The organism is Rhodococcus sp. UNC363MFTsu5.1 (assembly GCF_000686785.1).
Classification (GTDB): domain Bacteria; phylum Actinomycetota; class Actinomycetes; order Mycobacteriales; family Mycobacteriaceae; genus Rhodococcus_G; species Rhodococcus_G maanshanensis.
Window position 1 is genome coordinate 101765 of record NZ_JMLO01000009.1, and the last position, 16448, is coordinate 118212.

Sequence of the window (16448 nt, forward strand, 5' to 3'; positions counted from 1 at the left end):
CCGGTTCGATTTCGAGGGAGCGTCATGCCAGCCGAGACCGCCGTGGTAGTCCTCGCCGCGGGAGCGGGCACACGGATGCGGTCCAAGACCCCCAAAGTGCTGCATTCGCTGGTGGGCCGGACGATGCTCGCGCACGCGCTGTACGCGGCCTCCGAACTCGACCCCACCCACCTGGTCACCGTGGTCGGGCACGAGCGTGACGCAGTCAGCGCGGCAGTGTCGGAGGTCGCCACCGAACTGGGTCGCAAGATCCTCGTCCCGATCCAGGAAGAACAGAACGGCACCGGTCACGCGGTCGAGTGCGGGCTGCGGTCGCTGCCTGAGGACTTCGACGGGATCGTGCTCGTCACCGCGGCCGACGTGCCGTTGCTCGACGGCCACACCCTGCTCGGCCTGATCGACGAGCACAAGACGGCACCCACCCCTGCCGCGGTGACGGTGCTGACCTTCGTCCCCGCCGACCCCAACGGATATGGACGCATCGTCCGCAACGCGGCAGGCGAGGTGGTCGAGATCGTCGAGCACGTGGATGCCACCCCGGAGCAGATCGCGATCACCGAGGTCAATTCCGGTGTCTACGCCTTCGACGCCAGGGTCCTGCGCGACGCACTCGGCAAGCTCGGAACGAACAACGCGCAGCAGGAGCTCTACCTCACCGACGTCCTCAAGATCGCCCGCGAAGACGGTCATCACGTGTATGCGGCGCAGCTCGCGGACGAGGCCAAGGTGACCGGTGTCAACGACCGCGTCCAGCTGTCCCGGGTGGCCGCGGAGATGAACAGTCGCATCATCGAAGGACACATGCGCGCAGGCGTCACCGTGGTCGACCCGGCCAGCACCTGGATCGATGTCGGCGTCACCCTCGGACGCGACGTGACCATCGAGCCCGGTGTGCAGCTGCGCGGCCACACCACCGTGGGCGAGGACGCCGTCATCGGCCCCGACTCCACCCTCTGCGACGTCACCGTCGGCGAGGGCGCCACCGTGATCCGCACCCATGCCGACCGCTCGACGATCGGCGCGGGCGCCACCGTCGGGCCGTTCACCTACCTGCGCCCCGGCACCGTGCTCGGCGAGGGGGGCAAGCTGGGCGCCTTCGTCGAGGTCAAGAACTCCGAGATCGGGGCGCACTCGAAGGTGCCGCACCTGACGTATGTCGGCGACGCCACCGTCGGTGAGCACAGCAACATCGGGGCGTCCAGCGTCTTCGTCAACTACGACGGCGTCAGCAAGAGCCGTACGGTGGTGGGGTCGCACGTCCGCACCGGGTCCGACACGATGTTCGTCGCCCCGGTGCAGGTGGGCGACGGTGCGTACACCGGTGCGGGTACGGTGCTGCGGTTCGACGTTCCGCCCGGCGCGCTCGCCGTGTCCGGGGGTAAGCAGCGCAACATCGAAGGTTGGGTCGAGCGGAACCGACCCGGCACCGCGGCGGCCGAAGCGGCGGCGCGGGCACAGCAACAAGCCGAAAACACGAACAAGGATGGCGAAGATCAGTGACTAGCGCGAATTGGATCGACAACCAGAAGAACCTGATGCTCTTCTCTGGTCGCGCCCATCCCGAGTTGGCCGAGCAGGTCGCGAAAGAGCTGGACATCCAGGTCACCCCGCAGACCGCCCGCGACTTCGCCAACGGTGAGATCTTCGTCCGGTTCGAGGAGTCGGTCCGTGGCTCCGACGCGTTCGTGCTGCAGAGCCACCCCGCCCCGCTGAACCAGTGGGTCATGGAGCAGCTGATCATGATCGACGCGCTCAAGCGTGGATCCGCCAAGCGCATCACCGCGGTGCTGCCGTTCTACCCGTACGCCCGCCAGGACAAGAAGCACCGCGGCCGCGAGCCCATCTCGGCCCGTCTGATCGCCGACCTGCTCAAGACCGCGGGCGCGGACCGGATCATCACCGTCGACCTGCACACCGACCAGATCCAGGGCTTCTTCGACGGGCCCGTCGATCACATGCACGCGCAGGGTCAGCTCGCCGAGTACGTGCGGGAGAACTACGGCACCGACAACATCTGCGTCGTCTCCCCCGACGCGGGCCGCGTCAAGGTCGCCGAGAAGTGGGCGGATGCCCTCGACGGCGCGCCGCTGGCGTTCGTGCACAAGACCCGCGACCCGCTGGTCCCGAACCAGGTCAAGTCCAACCGTGTGGTCGGTGACGTCAACGGCCGCACCTGCGTGCTGATCGACGACATGATCGACACCGGCGGCACCATCGCGGGCGCCGTCAAGGTGCTCAAGGATGCCGGTGCAGGCGACGTCATCATCGCCACCACCCACGGCATCTTCTCGCACCCGGCCGCGGAGCGACTGGCATCCTGCGGCGCCAAGGAGGTCATCGCGACCAACACGCTGCCGATCCCCGAGGAGAAGCGTTTCCCGACGCTGACCGTGCTCTCCATCGCGCCGCTGCTCGCGCGCACCATCAAGGAGGTCTTCGAGAACGGCTCGGTGACCTCCCTCTTCAACGGCAGCGCGTAGGCGCTTCGCGCCTGTGCGCGGTTGACGAGTCCCTGGACCCGTCAACCGCGCACAGGCGCTAGCCTTTTCACATGACCGCGTTCTCCGGGTTCCCCGTCGCCGCCCTGGACTTCTACGAGGACCTCGAGGCGGACAACAGCAAGAGTTGGTGGACGGCACACAAGGCCGTCTACGACGAGACCGTGCACGCGCCGATGGCCGCGTTGCTCACCGAACTGGAGCCCGATTTCGGTCCCGGCAAGGTGTTCCGCCCGTATCGCGACGTCCGGTTCTCCAAGGACAAGTCGCCGTACAAGACGCATCAAGGCGGCTTCTGCGCGGTGCGGCCCGGCCTCGGCTACTACGTACAGCTCGACGCCCGCGGACTCTTCGTTGCGGGCGGCTTCTATCAGGCCGACCCGGATCGAGTCGCGCGCTTTCGTGCCGCGATCGACAGCGACCTCCGAGGCGGGCAGCTCGAGACGATCACCCGGGACCTCGAGGCCGCGAAGTTCGAGATCGGCGGCGACCGCCTCAAGACGACGCCACGCGGGTTCTCCGTCGAGCATCCGCGGATCGAGCTGCTGCGTCACAAGACGCTGACGGCCAGTCGCCTGTACGCCTCACCGAAGTGGATCGACAGCAGGCGCACCGCCACCGAGGTCCGCAAGGCCTGGGAGTCGATGCGGCCGCTGGTCGAGTGGGCGACCGATGTGGTGGGGGCCCCGGCCTAGAAAAGCAGACGGCGCGGCCGCCGGGTCTGCCAAGATCAGCTATGGCGATGATCCGGCGCGTCCTCGTGCTCGTGAGCCTGGTCGGCCTCGTGGCCGCGTGCACCTCGACGGACACCTCGTCGCCGCCCCCGTCACCCGCCGACCCAGCGCAGGCCGCGGCCGTGAAGACGATCGTCCGCGAGGCGATGGCCGAGAGCCATCTGAAGGCGGTGATCGTGCGCGCCACCGTCGACGGCAAGGAGATCCTCACCGAGGCCGTCGGCGAGTCGATGACCGGCGTGCCCGCCACCACCGACATGCACTTCCGCAATGGCGCCGTGGCCATCTCGTACGTCTCCACCCTGCTGCTCCAGCTCGTCGACGAGAAGAAGGTGAGCCTCGACGACAAGGTGTCGACCTGGCTGCCGTACATCCCCCACAGCGACCTCGTGACCCTCGGCCAGCTCGCCCAGATGACCTCGGGCTACCCCGACTACGTCCTCGGCGCGCCCGAGTTCGACGACGCCATCTACGCCGACCCGTTCCGCAGGTGGACGCCCGAGGAGCTCATCGCCCCCGCGACCGCCAAGCCGCTGATCTACGAGCCGGGGACGAACTGGAACTACGCGCACACCAACTACGTCATCCTCGGGCTGGCGCTGGAGAAGATCACCGGCAAGCCGATGGCGGAGCTCATGCAGGAGCGGGTGCTCGGCCCGCTCGGACTGACCAACACGACCGACCCGGGCACGGCTGCCATCGCCCAACCCGCCCTGCACGCCTTCAGCTCCGAGCGTCGCGAGGCCCTCAAGATCCCGGCCGGCGCACCGTTCTACGAGGAATCCACCTACTGGAACCCGTCCTGGACCATCACCCGCGGCGCCGTTCAGACCACCGACATCTTCGACCTGCACGACACCGCGGTCGCGATCGGCACGGGCAAGCTCCTGTCCTCGGAGTCGTATCAGCGGATGGTGTCGACGGACCTGCGCGGCAAGACGACGGCCCTGCCCGGGTGCCCCACCTGCTCCCCGATGTCGGAGGGTTACACCTACGGGCTCGGGATCGTCATCTCCGGCGACTGGCTGCTGCAGAATCCGTTGTTCTCCGGGTACGCGGCGGCGGAGGCCTACCTGCCGTCGAAGAAGGTCGCGATCGCCGTCGCCGTCACCTACGACCAGGAGGCCTTCGACGAGGCCGGCCTGTACAAGAATGCGGCCGAGTCGATCTTCCGGAAGATCGGTGCCCAGCTCGCCCCTGGCGACGCGCCTCCGCCCCCGCCGCAGAGGTGACCCTGCCCGTCGACCGGCCCCGTTGGGCGGCCCGACGGGTGCCGGAACCTCTTGCGCGGCAACCGTTTGACCCGGTCGCGCCGCGCCGCGCCGAGACATGAACATGAGATTGATCACGCCGGAATGCAGAACCGCAGGTTGGTTGCCAGCCGGTGTCGAGGGCCACTTCGCTCTGCCCTATTGTCATGCGTCGTGATTGACGCGCAGACACTCGATGGCCAGTCCGGAACAACGACGATGCGGACGGCCAGGCGATGGGTTCCCGGCGCCTGCGTCTGGTGCGGGGACACCGACGCGGTGGAGGCCTACCGCAACGAGCCGCGCTGCGGAACCTGCCGCGAGAACGAAGAGATCATCGACGGCGCCCGGCGCTTCCTCGGGATGTACGGACTGCGCCCGCTCGGCGGCACGCTGCAGTCCGACGACGAGGAAGAGCGCGAGTGGCGCGTCAACGCCCGCGACGCCCGCGCGGTGTTGAACCAGATCAAGCTCGAGACCCCGCCGGACCCGGCACTGGTCCGCAAGGCCCTGCGCCCGCGCGCGGCCGCGGTCGTCGCGGAAACCGCGCCCGCATCCGCTCCGCGTCGCGCGGCCGCCCCGAAGGCCGCCTCCTCTGCCTCCACCCCGGCGGCGTCGGCACCGACCACGACCGTCGACATGGCGACCCTCGAGGCGCGCGTCACCGGTCTGCTCGACCAGCTCGCGTCGGTCGACGAGCAGATCACCGTCGCGGAGGCAGGCCAGGGCCTTGCCGCCCGCGCCCGGCTCACCGACCTCGGCAACCAGAAGGCGTCGATCCTGCGCATGCTGGCCGCACTGGAGAAGACCCGCCGCGGCCTCGACGGCTAGACCCACGGTCCCTGTGCGGCGGGGCGTCACGGTGCGGCACGATGAGGCGGTGAGCCTGTTGATCCGCGACGCCGACCACCACGACCTCCCCGGCATCCTCGAGATCCACAACGAGGCGGTGCTCAACACCACCGCCATCTGGGACGAGGAAACCGTGGACGTCGAGGACCGTCGCGAATGGCTCGAGGCGCGCCGCCGCGCCGGGTACCCGGTGCTCGTCGCCGAATCCGACGGGCGGGTGGCCGGCTACGCGTCCTACGGGGTGTGGCGGGCCAAGAGCGGCTACCGGTACACGGTGGAGAACTCGGTGTACGTGCACGTCGACCACCATCGAAAGGGCATCGCGTCCCAGCTGATGGCGGCGCTGATCGAGCGGGCTCGGGCAGGCAGTGTGCACGTGATGGTGGCGAGCATCGAGTCCGGCAACACCACCTCGATCGCACTGCACGAGCGGTTCGGCTTCCGGACGGTCGCCGTGATGCCCGAGGTCGGGATGAAGTTCGGGCGCTGGCTGGACATGACGTTCATGCAGTTGACGCTGTAGCGGAATCAATCGGCGAGACCCGCATGTAGCACTGCCGCCCCGTGTGACGATGTACCTGGTGATGTGACGCACCGCTCGGGGGGTAGTACCGACGCGTGCCTCGAAGTCGGAATGGGGAGACGACATGAAAGTTCGCGGGTTCATCGCACGCCATCGGATAGCCTCGGCCGCCATAGTGCCTGCCGTCGTGGGGGTGACGGCGATACTCGGGCTGACCTGGGCCCTGTCCCCGGCCCCGCGCACCGCGGACACCGAGCTCACGTCGTCGGTGACCGAGTGCCACGACATGGTGACCGTCTCGATCGCCGGCCGCAATGACACGCCCGTGGCGGGCACCACGAAGATGCTGGTCGGACCCAACGGCGAGGCCCTGCCTGCCGCGCTGTCGAGCGACTACAGCAGCCACTGGGTCGATCCGGTGATCAACGCACCGAACGGCGTCGTCGACCCGAACGCGTACGCCGCCGTCTACATCGCCTACCCCGCGAACATGAGCAGCTACGAGGAGGCCGTCGCAACCGGCGTGGCCAACACCGAATCGGTGATGCGCGAGATCCGGGTTGCATGCCCCGACACCAAATTCGCGGTCGTCGGCTACAGCGAGGGCGCTGACGTCGCCCGGCGGGTCGCGATGGACGTCGGCCACCAGGACGCCGACAGCAACGGCGGATACGGGATCGTGAATCCGGGCAACGTCGTCGGCGTGGTCATCCTGGCCGATGCCGGCCGGGCAAACGGTCAGGGACCGTTCCCCGGGGCCAAGAACCCGTTCGCCAATCCGGACGGATTCGACCGGCAGTTCCAGAACGGCACCAACCCGACCACGGGGCAGGGCGCGCTCCCGGACACCGGCGGCGACGATTTCGGCGCACTGGGCGGCAAGGTCGCCTCGTTCTGCTCCGAGAAGGACTTCACCTGCGCGGTGCCGGAGAACATCTCGCTGTTGCAGCTCGCGATCAACGTGGGCAGGCAACTGAATGTCGACACCCTCGAGCGTGAGGGCCTCACGCCTGCGACGGGACAGGACGTCGCGGTCGCACTCAGCCAGATCGCGTTCAATGCGTTCGCGGAGGTACGGTCCCAGCCGGACTGGATGAAGGGCGACCAGACCTTCCTCGACGTGCTGCTGAAGGTGTCCTCCCCGTCGTACAAGCCCGGTGAGGCCGCGACGGCCCCGGCGAAGGCCCAGTCGATCTCCGCCGACGAGATGTCCCCGCTGGCCTACCTCCCGCAGAAGGTGTTCAAGGAGATCATCGGACTCATCACGACGAACCAGAACACCATCCCGGTCGTCCTCAGCGATCCCTACCAGCTCACGCTCGCCAAGGACGTCGGTCACCACTTCGACTACTGGCGCGACAACGATGCCGCCAACGGGAAGCCGCTGACATCCGCCGAGTACGCGGCGGCGTGGCTGACGCACCTCGCGCAGCAGGCACAGAACGGTCAACCCATCGATCCCTCGGCCAAGCCGGATGCCGGCAGCCTGGCGGCCGCGCTCGAGTCGGCCACGGCCACGGCCACCACCTCGGCCGCACCGACGACGCCGAGCACCGCGCCCGTGGCGGGCACCGTCACGGCAACCAAGTCCGCCGCGCCGACCACGACCGGAGCGACGACCACGACCAGAGCGACGACCACCGACACACCGGCGGCATCGGAATCCGGATCGGCGTCTACACCCGCCGCGACACCGAGCGCGGTCCCCGCCGCGGAGGCTGCGGCCCCGTCGGACTCGCAGGACTCGGTGCCGGACACCGTCTCCCCCGCCACCGCTGCGGCGGCGGCAACCACCACCACCGTCCCGACCACCACCACTCCGGCTCCGAGCCCGGCCGGGTAGCCGCGGCGCGGCGGTTGTCGTCGCCTCGGGAGGCGAGCCTCACCGGGCACCTTCACCCGGGCCCCTGTGGGGTCTCAGTCACCGAGACAGGTGGCCGGGCCGATCGAGTTCTCTGTCAACAATGGCGGCGCACTGAGACGTGCATCACTCACCCAACCGCCATAAGGAGAACACCATGGGATCTTCCGACGCCGACCTCGCCATGCTCGGCACCGTTGCCAAGGTCGCCGGATTCGGAGCCGGCCTGCTCAGCGGCGCCGGCGCCCTGATCGGACTGGGACTGTTCCTCAACTCTCAGTCCTAGGCTGTGGCGCGCCGGACCCACACGAATCCGTGCGGGTCCGGCGCGGGCCTACTTCTTGTCCGCCAGGATCAGCGCGAACCGCTCGTCCGGATCGGTCCACACCCGGTCGCTGCCGAAGCCTGCGGCGTCGAGCTCCTTGCCGATGCCCTCGACCCGGAACTTCGCCGAGATCTCGGTGCGCATCTGCTCCCCCGCGCCGAACCGCACGTCCAGGCCGATGCCCGGCAGGCACACGCTCATCGCCTCGGCGGCCTCCAGCCGCATCTCGATCCACTCGTTCGTCTCGTCCCACAGCGCCACGTGCCGGAACCGATCCACATCGAAGTCGGCGCCGAGCTGCTCGTTGAGCACCGACAGGACGTTGCGGTTGAACTGTGCGGTCACCCCAGCGGCGTCGTCGTAGGCCGGAACCAGCACCGCCGGATCCGTGACCAGCCCGACTCCCAGCAGCAGCTGCTCGCCCTCGTCCAGCACCTCGGCGATCGAGGCCAGGAACTCGGCCCGCTCGTCGGGCACCAGATTGCCGAGGGTTCCACCCAGAAACGCGATCATCCTCGTACCGCCCCGCGGCAGGTTGTGCAGCGTGTCGGTGAAGTCGCTGACGATGCCGTGCACGGTCAGCGACGGGAACTCGTCGGCGAGCTGCCCGACGGCGGACACCAAGGCTGCCTCCGACACATCCTGCGGCACATAGCGCTCCAGCGTTCCGTGCTCGGTCATCGCGCCGAGGAGCAACCGGGTCTTCTCCGAGGAACCCGAGCCCAGCTCGACGAGGATCTGCGCGGAGGTGGCCTCCGCGATGTCCGCGGCACTCGCCCGCAGCAGCTCCCGCTCGGTGCGGGTCGGGAAGTACTCGGGCAGCCGGGTGATCTCCTCGAACAGTTCACTACCCCGCGCGTCGTAGAACCACTTGGGCGGCAGCCACTTCGGTGTCGACGTGAGCCCGATCAGGGCGTCCTCGCGCAGGGACCCGAGCAGTTGCTCCGGCGCGAGGTGGATCTCCAGGGTCGGTTCGCTCATAGATGATCTCCCAACTCGGTGATGTTCAGATGTCCCGGCCGCGCCTCGACGAGGTGCCCATCCGGTACGGGCTGCCAGCCCGGGTCGTCGTCGATCGGCTCCGACGAGATCATCGCGCTGGTCTCGTCGACCTTCACCGACAGCGAGTGGTACACGGTGGTCGCCCACAGCGTCGTCCCGTTGCCCAACAACAGGTTCAGCCGCGATTCGGGCGCGGCCTCGAGGACGTCGGCGGTGACCGAGGCCAGTACGGCGGCCGGTGCGCCCGCATCCAGTCGGCGCCGCACCAGGGTCCAGAGCAACGCCGAATCCGTCAACGCCGGCATCCGCAGCAACTCCACGGCCGGCAGCCACTCGGCGAGCCCGGCGATCGAATCCGGCCAGCCCACGATCCGACCGTTGTGGCTCAGTGCCCACCCGTCGCCGGTGAACGGGGCGCACGCGGCGCGCTCGAGCGGCATGCCGACGGTGGCCGAGCGGACCGCCGCGAGCACGGCACCAGAACGGACCTGCCCGAGCACCCCGTCGACCGCGGGGTCCGCCCACATCGGCACCGGATTCCGGTAGGCCTGCACCCCGTCCGGCGATCCCGGATCGCCCTGCCACCACGCCGTGCCGAATCCGTCCGCGTTGATCGTGCCGCCCCTGCGCATGTCCCGCGGCGCCCAGGACTGGTCGCGCAGACTGTGTGATCCCGCGGTGATCACCTCTCCCACCGCGCGCGGCGGGCCCAGATAGCCCAGGTGCCTGCACATCTAGGCGCTCTCCGTCACATCACGCGCGCAACGGAATCCCGCGAAGATCTGACGCCGCACGGGATGGTCCCAGTTGCGGAAGGTGCCGCGGCAGGCCACCGGGTCGGTGCCGAACGACCCGCCGCGCAGCACCTTGTAGTCGCCGCCGTGGAAGACCTCCGAGTACTCCCGGTACGGGAACGCCGCGAAACCCGGATAGGGCAGAAAGTCCGACGAGGTCCATTCCCAGACGTCGCCGATCAGCTGATCCACGCCGTGCGGGGATCGGCCCCGCGGGTACGCCCCGACACCGGCCGGCTCGAGGTGCCGCTGCCCGAGGTTCGCGTGCTCGGTACCGGGTTCCTCATCGCCCCAGGGGTATCGGCGCGATCGACGGGTCGCCGGGTCCCACCGGGCGGCCTTCTCCCACTCGCTCTCGGTCGGCAGCCGCTTGCCCGCCCACCGCGCGTACGCCTCTGCCTCGAAGTAGCAGACGTGCACCACCGGCTGGTTCGGGTTCAGCGGCGCGAGGATCCCGAAGGACCTCCGCCACCAGTCCCCCGCCCCGTCCCGCTCCCAGAACTGTGGCGCGGTCAGGCCGACCGACTGCCGGTGCGCCCAACCGCGTTCGCTCCACAACTCGGCGCGCTCGTACCCACCGTCCGCGATGAATTCCCGATACTGCCCATTGGTGACCGGGGCGGCGTCGAGCGCGAACGTCGCGACGCTCACCTGGTGGGCTGGCCGCTCGTTGTCCAGCGCCCACGGATCCGTTGAGGTGCCCATGGTGAACTCACCACCCGGGATCACCACCTCGTCCGGTGTCACCGCGCGCACTGGGTCCGGTGCAGGGACGGCGCGCAAGACCGCTGGGCCGCTTCGCAACTGGTGGGTGGCGAGCATCGTCTCGTCGTGCTGCTGCTCGTGCTGGGCGATCATCGCGAACGCGAAACCGTCCCGCTCGACCGGCCTGCCCGCCAGCGGCGAACGGTCGAGGATGTCCCACACCTTGTTCCGTACCTCCGCGACGTAGCCGCGCGCCTCCTCCGGGTTCAGCAACGGCAACGCAGGCCGGTCCGCCCGCGCGTGCTTGAACGCGTCGTAGATCTCGTCGATGTCGCGGCGCACCGGTTCGCGGCCCCCCACGTCGCGAACCAGCCACAGCTCCTCCTGGTTGCCGATGTGCGCGAGGTCCCACACCAGCGGGCTCATCAGCGGCGAGTGCTGCGCGATCAGTTCCGACTCGTCGACGCAGTCGGTGAGGGCCGCGCTGCGGGCGCGGGCACGGGCCAGCACCGTCGCGAGTTGGGCGCGCAGGACCTCGCGCGTCGGGGCCTCGGGCGCCGTTGCGTGGGTCGAGGGGCCTGCGGTCATCGGTGGTACTCCTCTGCTGGGTTGGTTCCGCGGCAACATCGCTCGGCCGCGGCCGCGAGCTCCTCCTCGAACCGGGACGACCGCGCTGCGGCCAGGAACAGCAGTTCGCTTGCGGCGCGCCGTAGTTCGCCGTCGCGGAGCCCGAACTCGGCACCGTCGCGCCACCGTCCTGCGGTCGGCGCCGCGATCGCGGTGGCCTCCGCGACGGTGTCCCGGTCGCCGAGCAGCGCGGCCAACGCCGCGATCGGCACCCGCCAGAGATCGCCCGGTTGCGCGTCCAGGTACCGCACCTCCAGGTGGCCCGCGGCCCGGACGGGAGGGAACAGCGTGGTCAGGTGGTAGTCGAGGTCGGCAAGGTCCGGGCGCCTGTCGATCTCGGAATCGAGTGCCCCGGCGATCCAGTCCGCGAAGGTGGCACCCGGCGGTGCCGACCAGTCGCCGTCAGAGTCCGCGCCTCGCCCACCGACACCGCGCCCACCCACTACACACAGCAGCGGCACGTCCAGTGCCCAGCGGCCGTAGTCGGCGATCGGATCGTCGGTCGGCAGCGGCCGCGTCCGGTCCGGGTCGAGCTCGAGCCAGGCCCGCATCCGCTGCGACGCCCATTCGCCATCCGGTGTCCCGCGCAACCGGGGCGAACAGGCGAAGGCCGCGAGCAGCGCGGGGCCTGCGTCCTGGAGCAACCGCCAGCGGGCGGACACCTCGGCAGGGTCCGCGCCCGCGTCGACGCTCACCTGGGCGGCCGCGGTGTTGCACATCATCAGCCGGCCGAACGGACCGAGCCCGTCGAACCGCTCCTCCATGACCCGGTATCGGGGCAGTCGCAGCAGCCGCTGAGCCGGGCGGGACCGGTCGGCGGCACGGGAATGGACGGTGATGCCCGCCGCCCTCAGCAGGCGGCGCAGGACTGCTTCGTCGGCGGCGAGCGCGGCACACAGGTCCTCGGCGGAGGTCAGGGGCGCGCTGGAGAGTTCGATCTGGCCGCCGGGTTCGATGGTGACGGCGCTTCCGCTCGGCAGAGTCAGAGCGGGCGAAGAAGGGGCAATCGATGTCGGTGCGTGCGGCCCCAGCGCAGCGGCGACGTCGCCGAGGTCCGGCCGGCTCCGCGCGGGGTCGTCACGAGCGGTCAGCCATTCCAGTTCGGCACCGATGAGTCGGGGTGGGCCGAGCTTGAAACAGACACCACCGACGTACGCCTCCGCGGCGGCTCGGGTGGTGAGCCGGCGCGAATCCACTGCCATCGCCATCAGCTGCTCCGATCGTGGGCGGCGCATGTTCGGCAAGTACGAATTCGACAATAGAGACCGTCACCGACACTAAACCGAGATCGCCGATCGCGCACCCGTCGCGCCCGCGGGCGGGGCCGCGGCGACGGTACTGTCCGACACACAACGCCAGCTCAGCCAGGAGGGCCTGAAGATGCTCGATCAGCAACGCCTGCGCCGCGATACGCCCGGCTGCCTCGACAAGGTCTTCCTCGACAGCGCCGGGTCGTCGCTGCCCCCTGAGCCGGTTCTCGAAGCCGTCACCGCCCACCTGCGCCGGGAGGCCGAGATCGGCGGGTACCTCGCGGCCGAGGAGCGCTCCGCCGAGCTGGCCGACGTGAAGACCACGCTCGGCGAACTGCTCGGCGCGCAGGCAGGCGACCTCGCGCTGGTGGAGAGCGCGACAAGGGCGTGGACTGACTTCTTCTACGCGGTGCCGCTGGCCGCGGGCGATCGGGTCCTGGTCACCGAGGTCGAGTACGCCAGCAACGCCATCGCGGCCCTGCAGCGCGCCCGCGCGACCGGCGCGGTCGTCGAGGTGGTGCCGTCCACCCCGACCGGGGAGATCGACCTCGACGCCCTCGCAGGGATGCTCGACGAGCGGGTTCGGCTGGTGTCGCTGGTGCACGCGCCGACCAATGGCGGGCTGATCAATCCCGTCCGCGAGGTGGTGGATCTGGCGCACGATGTCGGCGCGCTGGTGCTGCTCGACGCCTGCCAGTCGGTCGGCCAGATCCCGGTGGACGTCGCCGCCCTCGGCGTCGATGCGCTCTCGGCGACGGGCCGCAAGTGGCTGCGGGCCCCGCGGGGCACCGGATTCCTCTACGTGCGCCCCGAACTGGCCCGCACCCTTGAACCCGCAGCGCTCGACCTGCACGGCGCGCAGTGGACGGCGACCGACGGCTACCGGATGGCCGGGGACGCGTCGCGGTTCGAGTTCTGGGAGTGCGGCGTCGCGGGCCGGCTCGGCCTGGGTGCGGCGGTCCGCTACCTGCTCGAACTGGGGATCGACGAGGTGAGCGCCGCGGTGACCGAACGCGGCGAGGCCGCGCGCGCCGGGCTGGCGACGGTCCCCGGTACGACGGTGCGCGATCTCGGCCGCGCCCGCAGCGGCATCGTCTCCTTCACCGTCGACGGGGTCGCCCCGGCGGCGGTGCGGGAAGCGTTGGCCGCCAAGGACATCACGGTGACCGTCAGCGGCCGCGGCTCGACGCTGGTCGACATGAGCAACCGGGACCTGGACGCGGTGGTGCGGGCGTCGCCACACTGCTTCAACTCGTTCGAGGACCTCGAGCGGCTCGTCGAGGCGGTCGCGGCGCTGTAGCGGAGTTACTCCTGCCTGCGCAGCTCGGCGTGCAGGTGGTGGGTGAGCGGCGTCGTGTCGTGTGCCATCCACAGGTCGTAGGTGAGCAGATCGCCCTCGACCACCCAGCGTCGGCGGATCTCGTGGACGGGCTTGGCGTTCGGCGACCGGCTCAGTGTCACCGTCGTCATCTCGAGCACGCCGTCGCGAACGTCACCCTGATGGATCTCGACGAATCCCGTGGGTTGGCTGACCAGCAGCTCGACGCTGTCACCTCCGGTGAGCCGCAGGTACCCGTTCTCGGTGTGCATCGGCGGCCCGCCGCCCGGCTTGCGAGTCCGGGACAGGTAGGTCAGGAAGGGCTTCCCGATCGGCGTCAGGTTGACCTGCTCGTCGTACGCGAAATCCTCGATCGTCGGGTAGTGCCCCTCGCCGGAGCCTGCCCAGTGGCCGGCAAACGGGGCGAGCACGCCCAGCGGCGCCAGCGCGGCGGTCACGTCAGTCATCGGCACTCCCGGGAGTTGTCGTGGTCTTCCATTTCCGTCCAAACCTAACGGCCATCCCGAACCCGTGCGATTTCGCGCTGGGCGCGTGTCGAGGTCGATTGGCGGGAGATCGCCGGTCTCCGGTATGCTGGCCAGCGTTGTCTCGGCGAGGGTGAACCACTTCGTTGGCTCACCGTGATCGACGCGGCTACGGCTACCTTTCGAGCAGTTTGCGCTCCGGGCCGTGCGCGTCGTCCGCCCCCGTCGAGAACACCGCAATGCCACCGAATCAAATCTGATGTGAGCCGTAGGAGCTGTTTTCCCATGTCGACCGATGCCAATCGCCTCGAAGCCGCCGTCCGCACCGAGTTCGGCAAGGGTGCTGCCCGCCGCGCCCGCCGCGACGGCCAGGTCCCCGCGGTCCTCTACGGCCACCAGGAAGAGCCGCGCCACCTCGCGCTGAACGCCCGTGAGTTCGCCAAGGTCCTGCGCGCGCACGGCACCAACGCGGTCCTCACCCTCGACATCGAGGGCAAGGAGCAGATCGCGCTCACCAAGTCGGTCGTCGTCCACCCGATCCGCAACTACATCGAGCACGCGGACCTGCTGGTCATCAAGAAGGGCGAGAAGGTCACCGTCGAGGTGCCCGTCGTCGTCACCGGCGATGCCGCCGCAGGCAGCCTGGTCGCCCAGGACGCCGCCACCGTCTCCGTCGAGGCCGACGCCATGAACCTGCCCGAGTCCATCGAGGTCTCGGTCGAGGGCCTCGAGGTCGGCAGCCAGATCCACGCCTCCGCCCTGACCCTGCCCGCCGGCGCCACCCTGCAGGGTGACCCGGAGCTGCTGATCGTCAACATCGTCGCCGCGCCGACCGCCGAGGCCCTCGAGGCCGAGGGTGCGGGCGCCGAGGGCGCCGAGGCCCCCGCCGAGGAGGCGGGCGAGGCCGAGGCCGAGTCCACCGAGAGCTGAGCCTGCTCCACCGCACACATCAGTGCAGCGCTAACGTCAACGGCGCGCCATCCCGCGAGGGACGGCGCGCCGTTGTCGTTCGCGGCCCCACCCCTACGACCGAGAGCCGACCGCGTTGAGCCAGCCATCCGAATCAACTGCCCTCGTCGTCGGGCTGGGAAATCCAGGACCGCAGTACGAACGCACCAGGCACAACATCGGGTTCATGGTGGTCGACGCGCTGGCCGCCCGCGAGCGGGCCCGGTTCACCGCGCACAAGAAGAGCGGTTCGGACGCGGTGACGTTGCGCATCGCGGGCCGCCAGGTGATCGTGGCGAAACCGCGCTCGTACATGAACCTGTCCGGCAAGCCGGTGGCCGCCCTGGCCCGGTTCTTCTCGGTCGAACCCGCGAATCTCGTCGTCGTGCACGATGAGCTGGACCTGGACTTCGGCACGCTCCGGCTCAAGCTCGGCGGCGGCGAGGGCGGGCACAACGGCCTGCGCTCGATCTCCAGCGCGATCGGCACCAAGGACTACCTGCGCGCCCGCGTCGGCATCGGCCGCCCGCCCGGTCGGATGGATCCCGCGGACTACGTGCTCAAGCCGTTCTCGTCGGTCGAGCGCAAGGAACTGGACCTGGTGTGCGAGGAAGCCGCGGACGCCGTCGAGCTGCTGCTCCGCGCCGGGCTCGAGGCCGCACAGAACCAGCTGCACTGATCGAACCGGCTGGCTACTATCTGGGCTACGCTGCGGACGCCGCGATGGTGTGGAGATCGAGAATGACACAGGGGGCGTAGTGGTTCGGTTGGGCGGCGCAGCGGGTGCCGGGCTCGTGCTCGTGGCCGGGATCTTGATGAGCGGTTGCGCGAATTCGGCCACGACCGGGGTCGCCACCGCCGCCGAGGGGGTCCAGGTCGACCCCGCCGAGTACGCGATCGGTGACGGCAAGCACGTGTTCCACCTGGTGTCCGGGGCCGCGGGCTGCTGGTTCAACCCCAACCAGGCCGACAACCAGGCGCCGCACATGCTGTGCGACCTCCCGCTGCCGAAGACGGACCCGCCGATCGTCGACCCCCAGACCAACGTGCGGGCGCCCGCCGACGCGATCGTCATCGAGCCCGACGGGGTCCGCAAGGTCGTCAACGTGGCCGGTGCCTTCATCGCGGGCCAACTGCTGCCGCCGGGCTCGACGCTCACGGTCGGGGCGCTGTCGTGCACGGCCCTCGACGGCAAGTCCATGTCCTGCAGAGGACCGGCCGGATCGTTCAGTTTCGACGGCTCGACCTCCGAGGTCAGCATCCGCGAATAGCCCGC

17 protein-coding genes are annotated in these 16448 nt (G+C 69.6%); 12 read left to right on the top strand and 5 right to left on the bottom strand.

Annotated features, from left to right (window positions below; all coding sequences use genetic code 11):
• Positions 1 to 24 precede the first annotated feature (24 nt).
• The 8 genes from glmU (at position 25) to BR31_RS32430 (ending at position 8004) form a co-directional block, all read left to right on the top strand.
• Positions 25 to 1500: a bifunctional UDP-N-acetylglucosamine diphosphorylase/glucosamine-1-phosphate N-acetyltransferase GlmU gene (gene glmU / locus BR31_RS0111435; RefSeq protein WP_027501078.1), complete on the top strand. Its 1476-nt coding sequence runs from the start codon at positions 25 to 27 to the stop codon at positions 1498 to 1500.
• Positions 1497 to 2480 (top strand): ribose-phosphate diphosphokinase, encoded by a 984-nt coding sequence (locus tag BR31_RS0111440; RefSeq protein WP_027501079.1) that lies wholly within the window; start codon positions 1497 to 1499, stop codon positions 2478 to 2480. The genes glmU and BR31_RS0111440 overlap by 4 nt, the downstream gene beginning before the upstream one ends.
• 71 nt (positions 2481 to 2551) lie before the next feature.
• Positions 2552 to 3193 carry a DUF2461 domain-containing protein gene (locus BR31_RS0111445; RefSeq protein ID WP_027501080.1) on the top strand — a complete coding sequence of 214 codons (642 nt, stop codon included), beginning with the start codon at positions 2552 to 2554 and terminating at the stop codon, positions 3191 to 3193.
• A 41-nt stretch (positions 3194 to 3234) separates the two neighbouring features.
• Positions 3235 to 4464, top strand: a complete 1230-nt coding sequence (locus BR31_RS0111450) for a serine hydrolase domain-containing protein (RefSeq protein WP_027501081.1) — start codon at positions 3235 to 3237, stop codon at positions 4462 to 4464.
• 192 nt (positions 4465 to 4656) lie between these two features.
• On the top strand, positions 4657 to 5313 hold the full coding sequence (locus tag BR31_RS0111455) for a hypothetical protein (protein ID WP_027501082.1): 657 nt from the start codon (positions 4657 to 4659) through the stop codon (positions 5311 to 5313).
• A gap of 55 nt (positions 5314 to 5368) precedes the next feature.
• On the top strand, positions 5369 to 5857 hold the full coding sequence (locus BR31_RS0111460; protein WP_027501083.1) for a GNAT family N-acetyltransferase: 489 nt from the start codon (positions 5369 to 5371) through the stop codon (positions 5855 to 5857).
• A 124-nt stretch (positions 5858 to 5981) separates the two neighbouring features.
• Positions 5982 to 7700 (top strand): cutinase family protein, encoded by a 1719-nt coding sequence (locus BR31_RS0111465; RefSeq protein ID WP_027501084.1) that lies wholly within the window; start codon positions 5982 to 5984, stop codon positions 7698 to 7700.
• Between the two features lie 175 nt (positions 7701 to 7875).
• A complete protein-coding gene (locus tag BR31_RS32430) occupies positions 7876 to 8004 on the top strand; it encodes a hypothetical protein (RefSeq protein WP_027501085.1) in 129 nt (42 codons plus the stop codon).
• A gap of 48 nt (positions 8005 to 8052) precedes the next feature.
• Here BR31_RS32430 and egtD read toward each other — a convergent pair whose 3' ends face one another.
• Genes egtD through egtA form a run of 4 tightly spaced genes read right to left on the bottom strand, consistent with a single transcriptional unit; the run spans position 8053 to position 12379 of the window.
• The gene (egtD, locus tag BR31_RS0111475) at positions 8053 to 9024 is read right to left on the bottom strand and encodes an L-histidine N(alpha)-methyltransferase (RefSeq protein ID WP_027501086.1); all 972 of its coding nucleotides are present in this window, start codon (positions 9022 to 9024) and stop codon (positions 8053 to 8055) included.
• The gene (egtC, locus tag BR31_RS0111480; protein ID WP_027501087.1) at positions 9021 to 9779 is read right to left on the bottom strand and encodes an ergothioneine biosynthesis protein EgtC; all 759 of its coding nucleotides are present in this window, start codon (positions 9777 to 9779) and stop codon (positions 9021 to 9023) included. The genes egtD and egtC overlap by 4 nt, the downstream gene beginning before the upstream one ends.
• Positions 9780 to 11132: an ergothioneine biosynthesis protein EgtB gene (gene egtB / locus BR31_RS0111485; RefSeq protein WP_037176333.1), complete on the bottom strand. Its 1353-nt coding sequence runs from the start codon at positions 11130 to 11132 to the stop codon at positions 9780 to 9782.
• Entirely contained in the window at positions 11129 to 12379 is a 1251-nt protein-coding gene (gene egtA, locus BR31_RS0111490; RefSeq protein WP_027501089.1) for an ergothioneine biosynthesis glutamate--cysteine ligase EgtA, read from the bottom strand. The genes egtB and egtA overlap by 4 nt, the downstream gene beginning before the upstream one ends.
• A gap of 172 nt (positions 12380 to 12551) precedes the next feature.
• On the opposite strand from egtA, the gene BR31_RS0111495 reads away from it, so the two are divergent.
• Positions 12552 to 13721, top strand: coding sequence for an aminotransferase class V-fold PLP-dependent enzyme (locus BR31_RS0111495; protein WP_027501090.1), 1170 nt, complete (start codon positions 12552 to 12554; stop codon positions 13719 to 13721).
• A 5-nt stretch (positions 13722 to 13726) separates the two neighbouring features.
• On the opposite strand, the gene BR31_RS0111500 is transcribed toward BR31_RS0111495, so the two are convergent.
• Entirely contained in the window at positions 13727 to 14206 is a 480-nt protein-coding gene (locus BR31_RS0111500; protein ID WP_027501091.1) for a heme-binding beta-barrel domain-containing protein, read from the bottom strand.
• A gap of 303 nt (positions 14207 to 14509) precedes the next feature.
• On the opposite strand from BR31_RS0111500, the gene BR31_RS0111505 reads away from it, so the two are divergent.
• The 3 genes from BR31_RS0111505 (at position 14510) to BR31_RS0111515 (ending at position 16443) form a co-directional block, all read left to right on the top strand.
• Complete coding sequence (locus BR31_RS0111505) at positions 14510 to 15154, top strand: 50S ribosomal protein L25/general stress protein Ctc (protein WP_027501092.1); 645 nt, start codon at positions 14510 to 14512, stop codon at positions 15152 to 15154.
• A 115-nt stretch (positions 15155 to 15269) separates the two neighbouring features.
• Complete coding sequence (gene pth, locus BR31_RS0111510; protein WP_027501093.1) at positions 15270 to 15851, top strand: aminoacyl-tRNA hydrolase; 582 nt, start codon at positions 15270 to 15272, stop codon at positions 15849 to 15851.
• Positions 15852 to 15930: 79 nt separating this feature from the next.
• Complete coding sequence (locus BR31_RS0111515) at positions 15931 to 16443, top strand: hypothetical protein (protein WP_027501094.1); 513 nt, start codon at positions 15931 to 15933, stop codon at positions 16441 to 16443.
• Positions 16444 to 16448 lie beyond the last annotated feature (5 nt).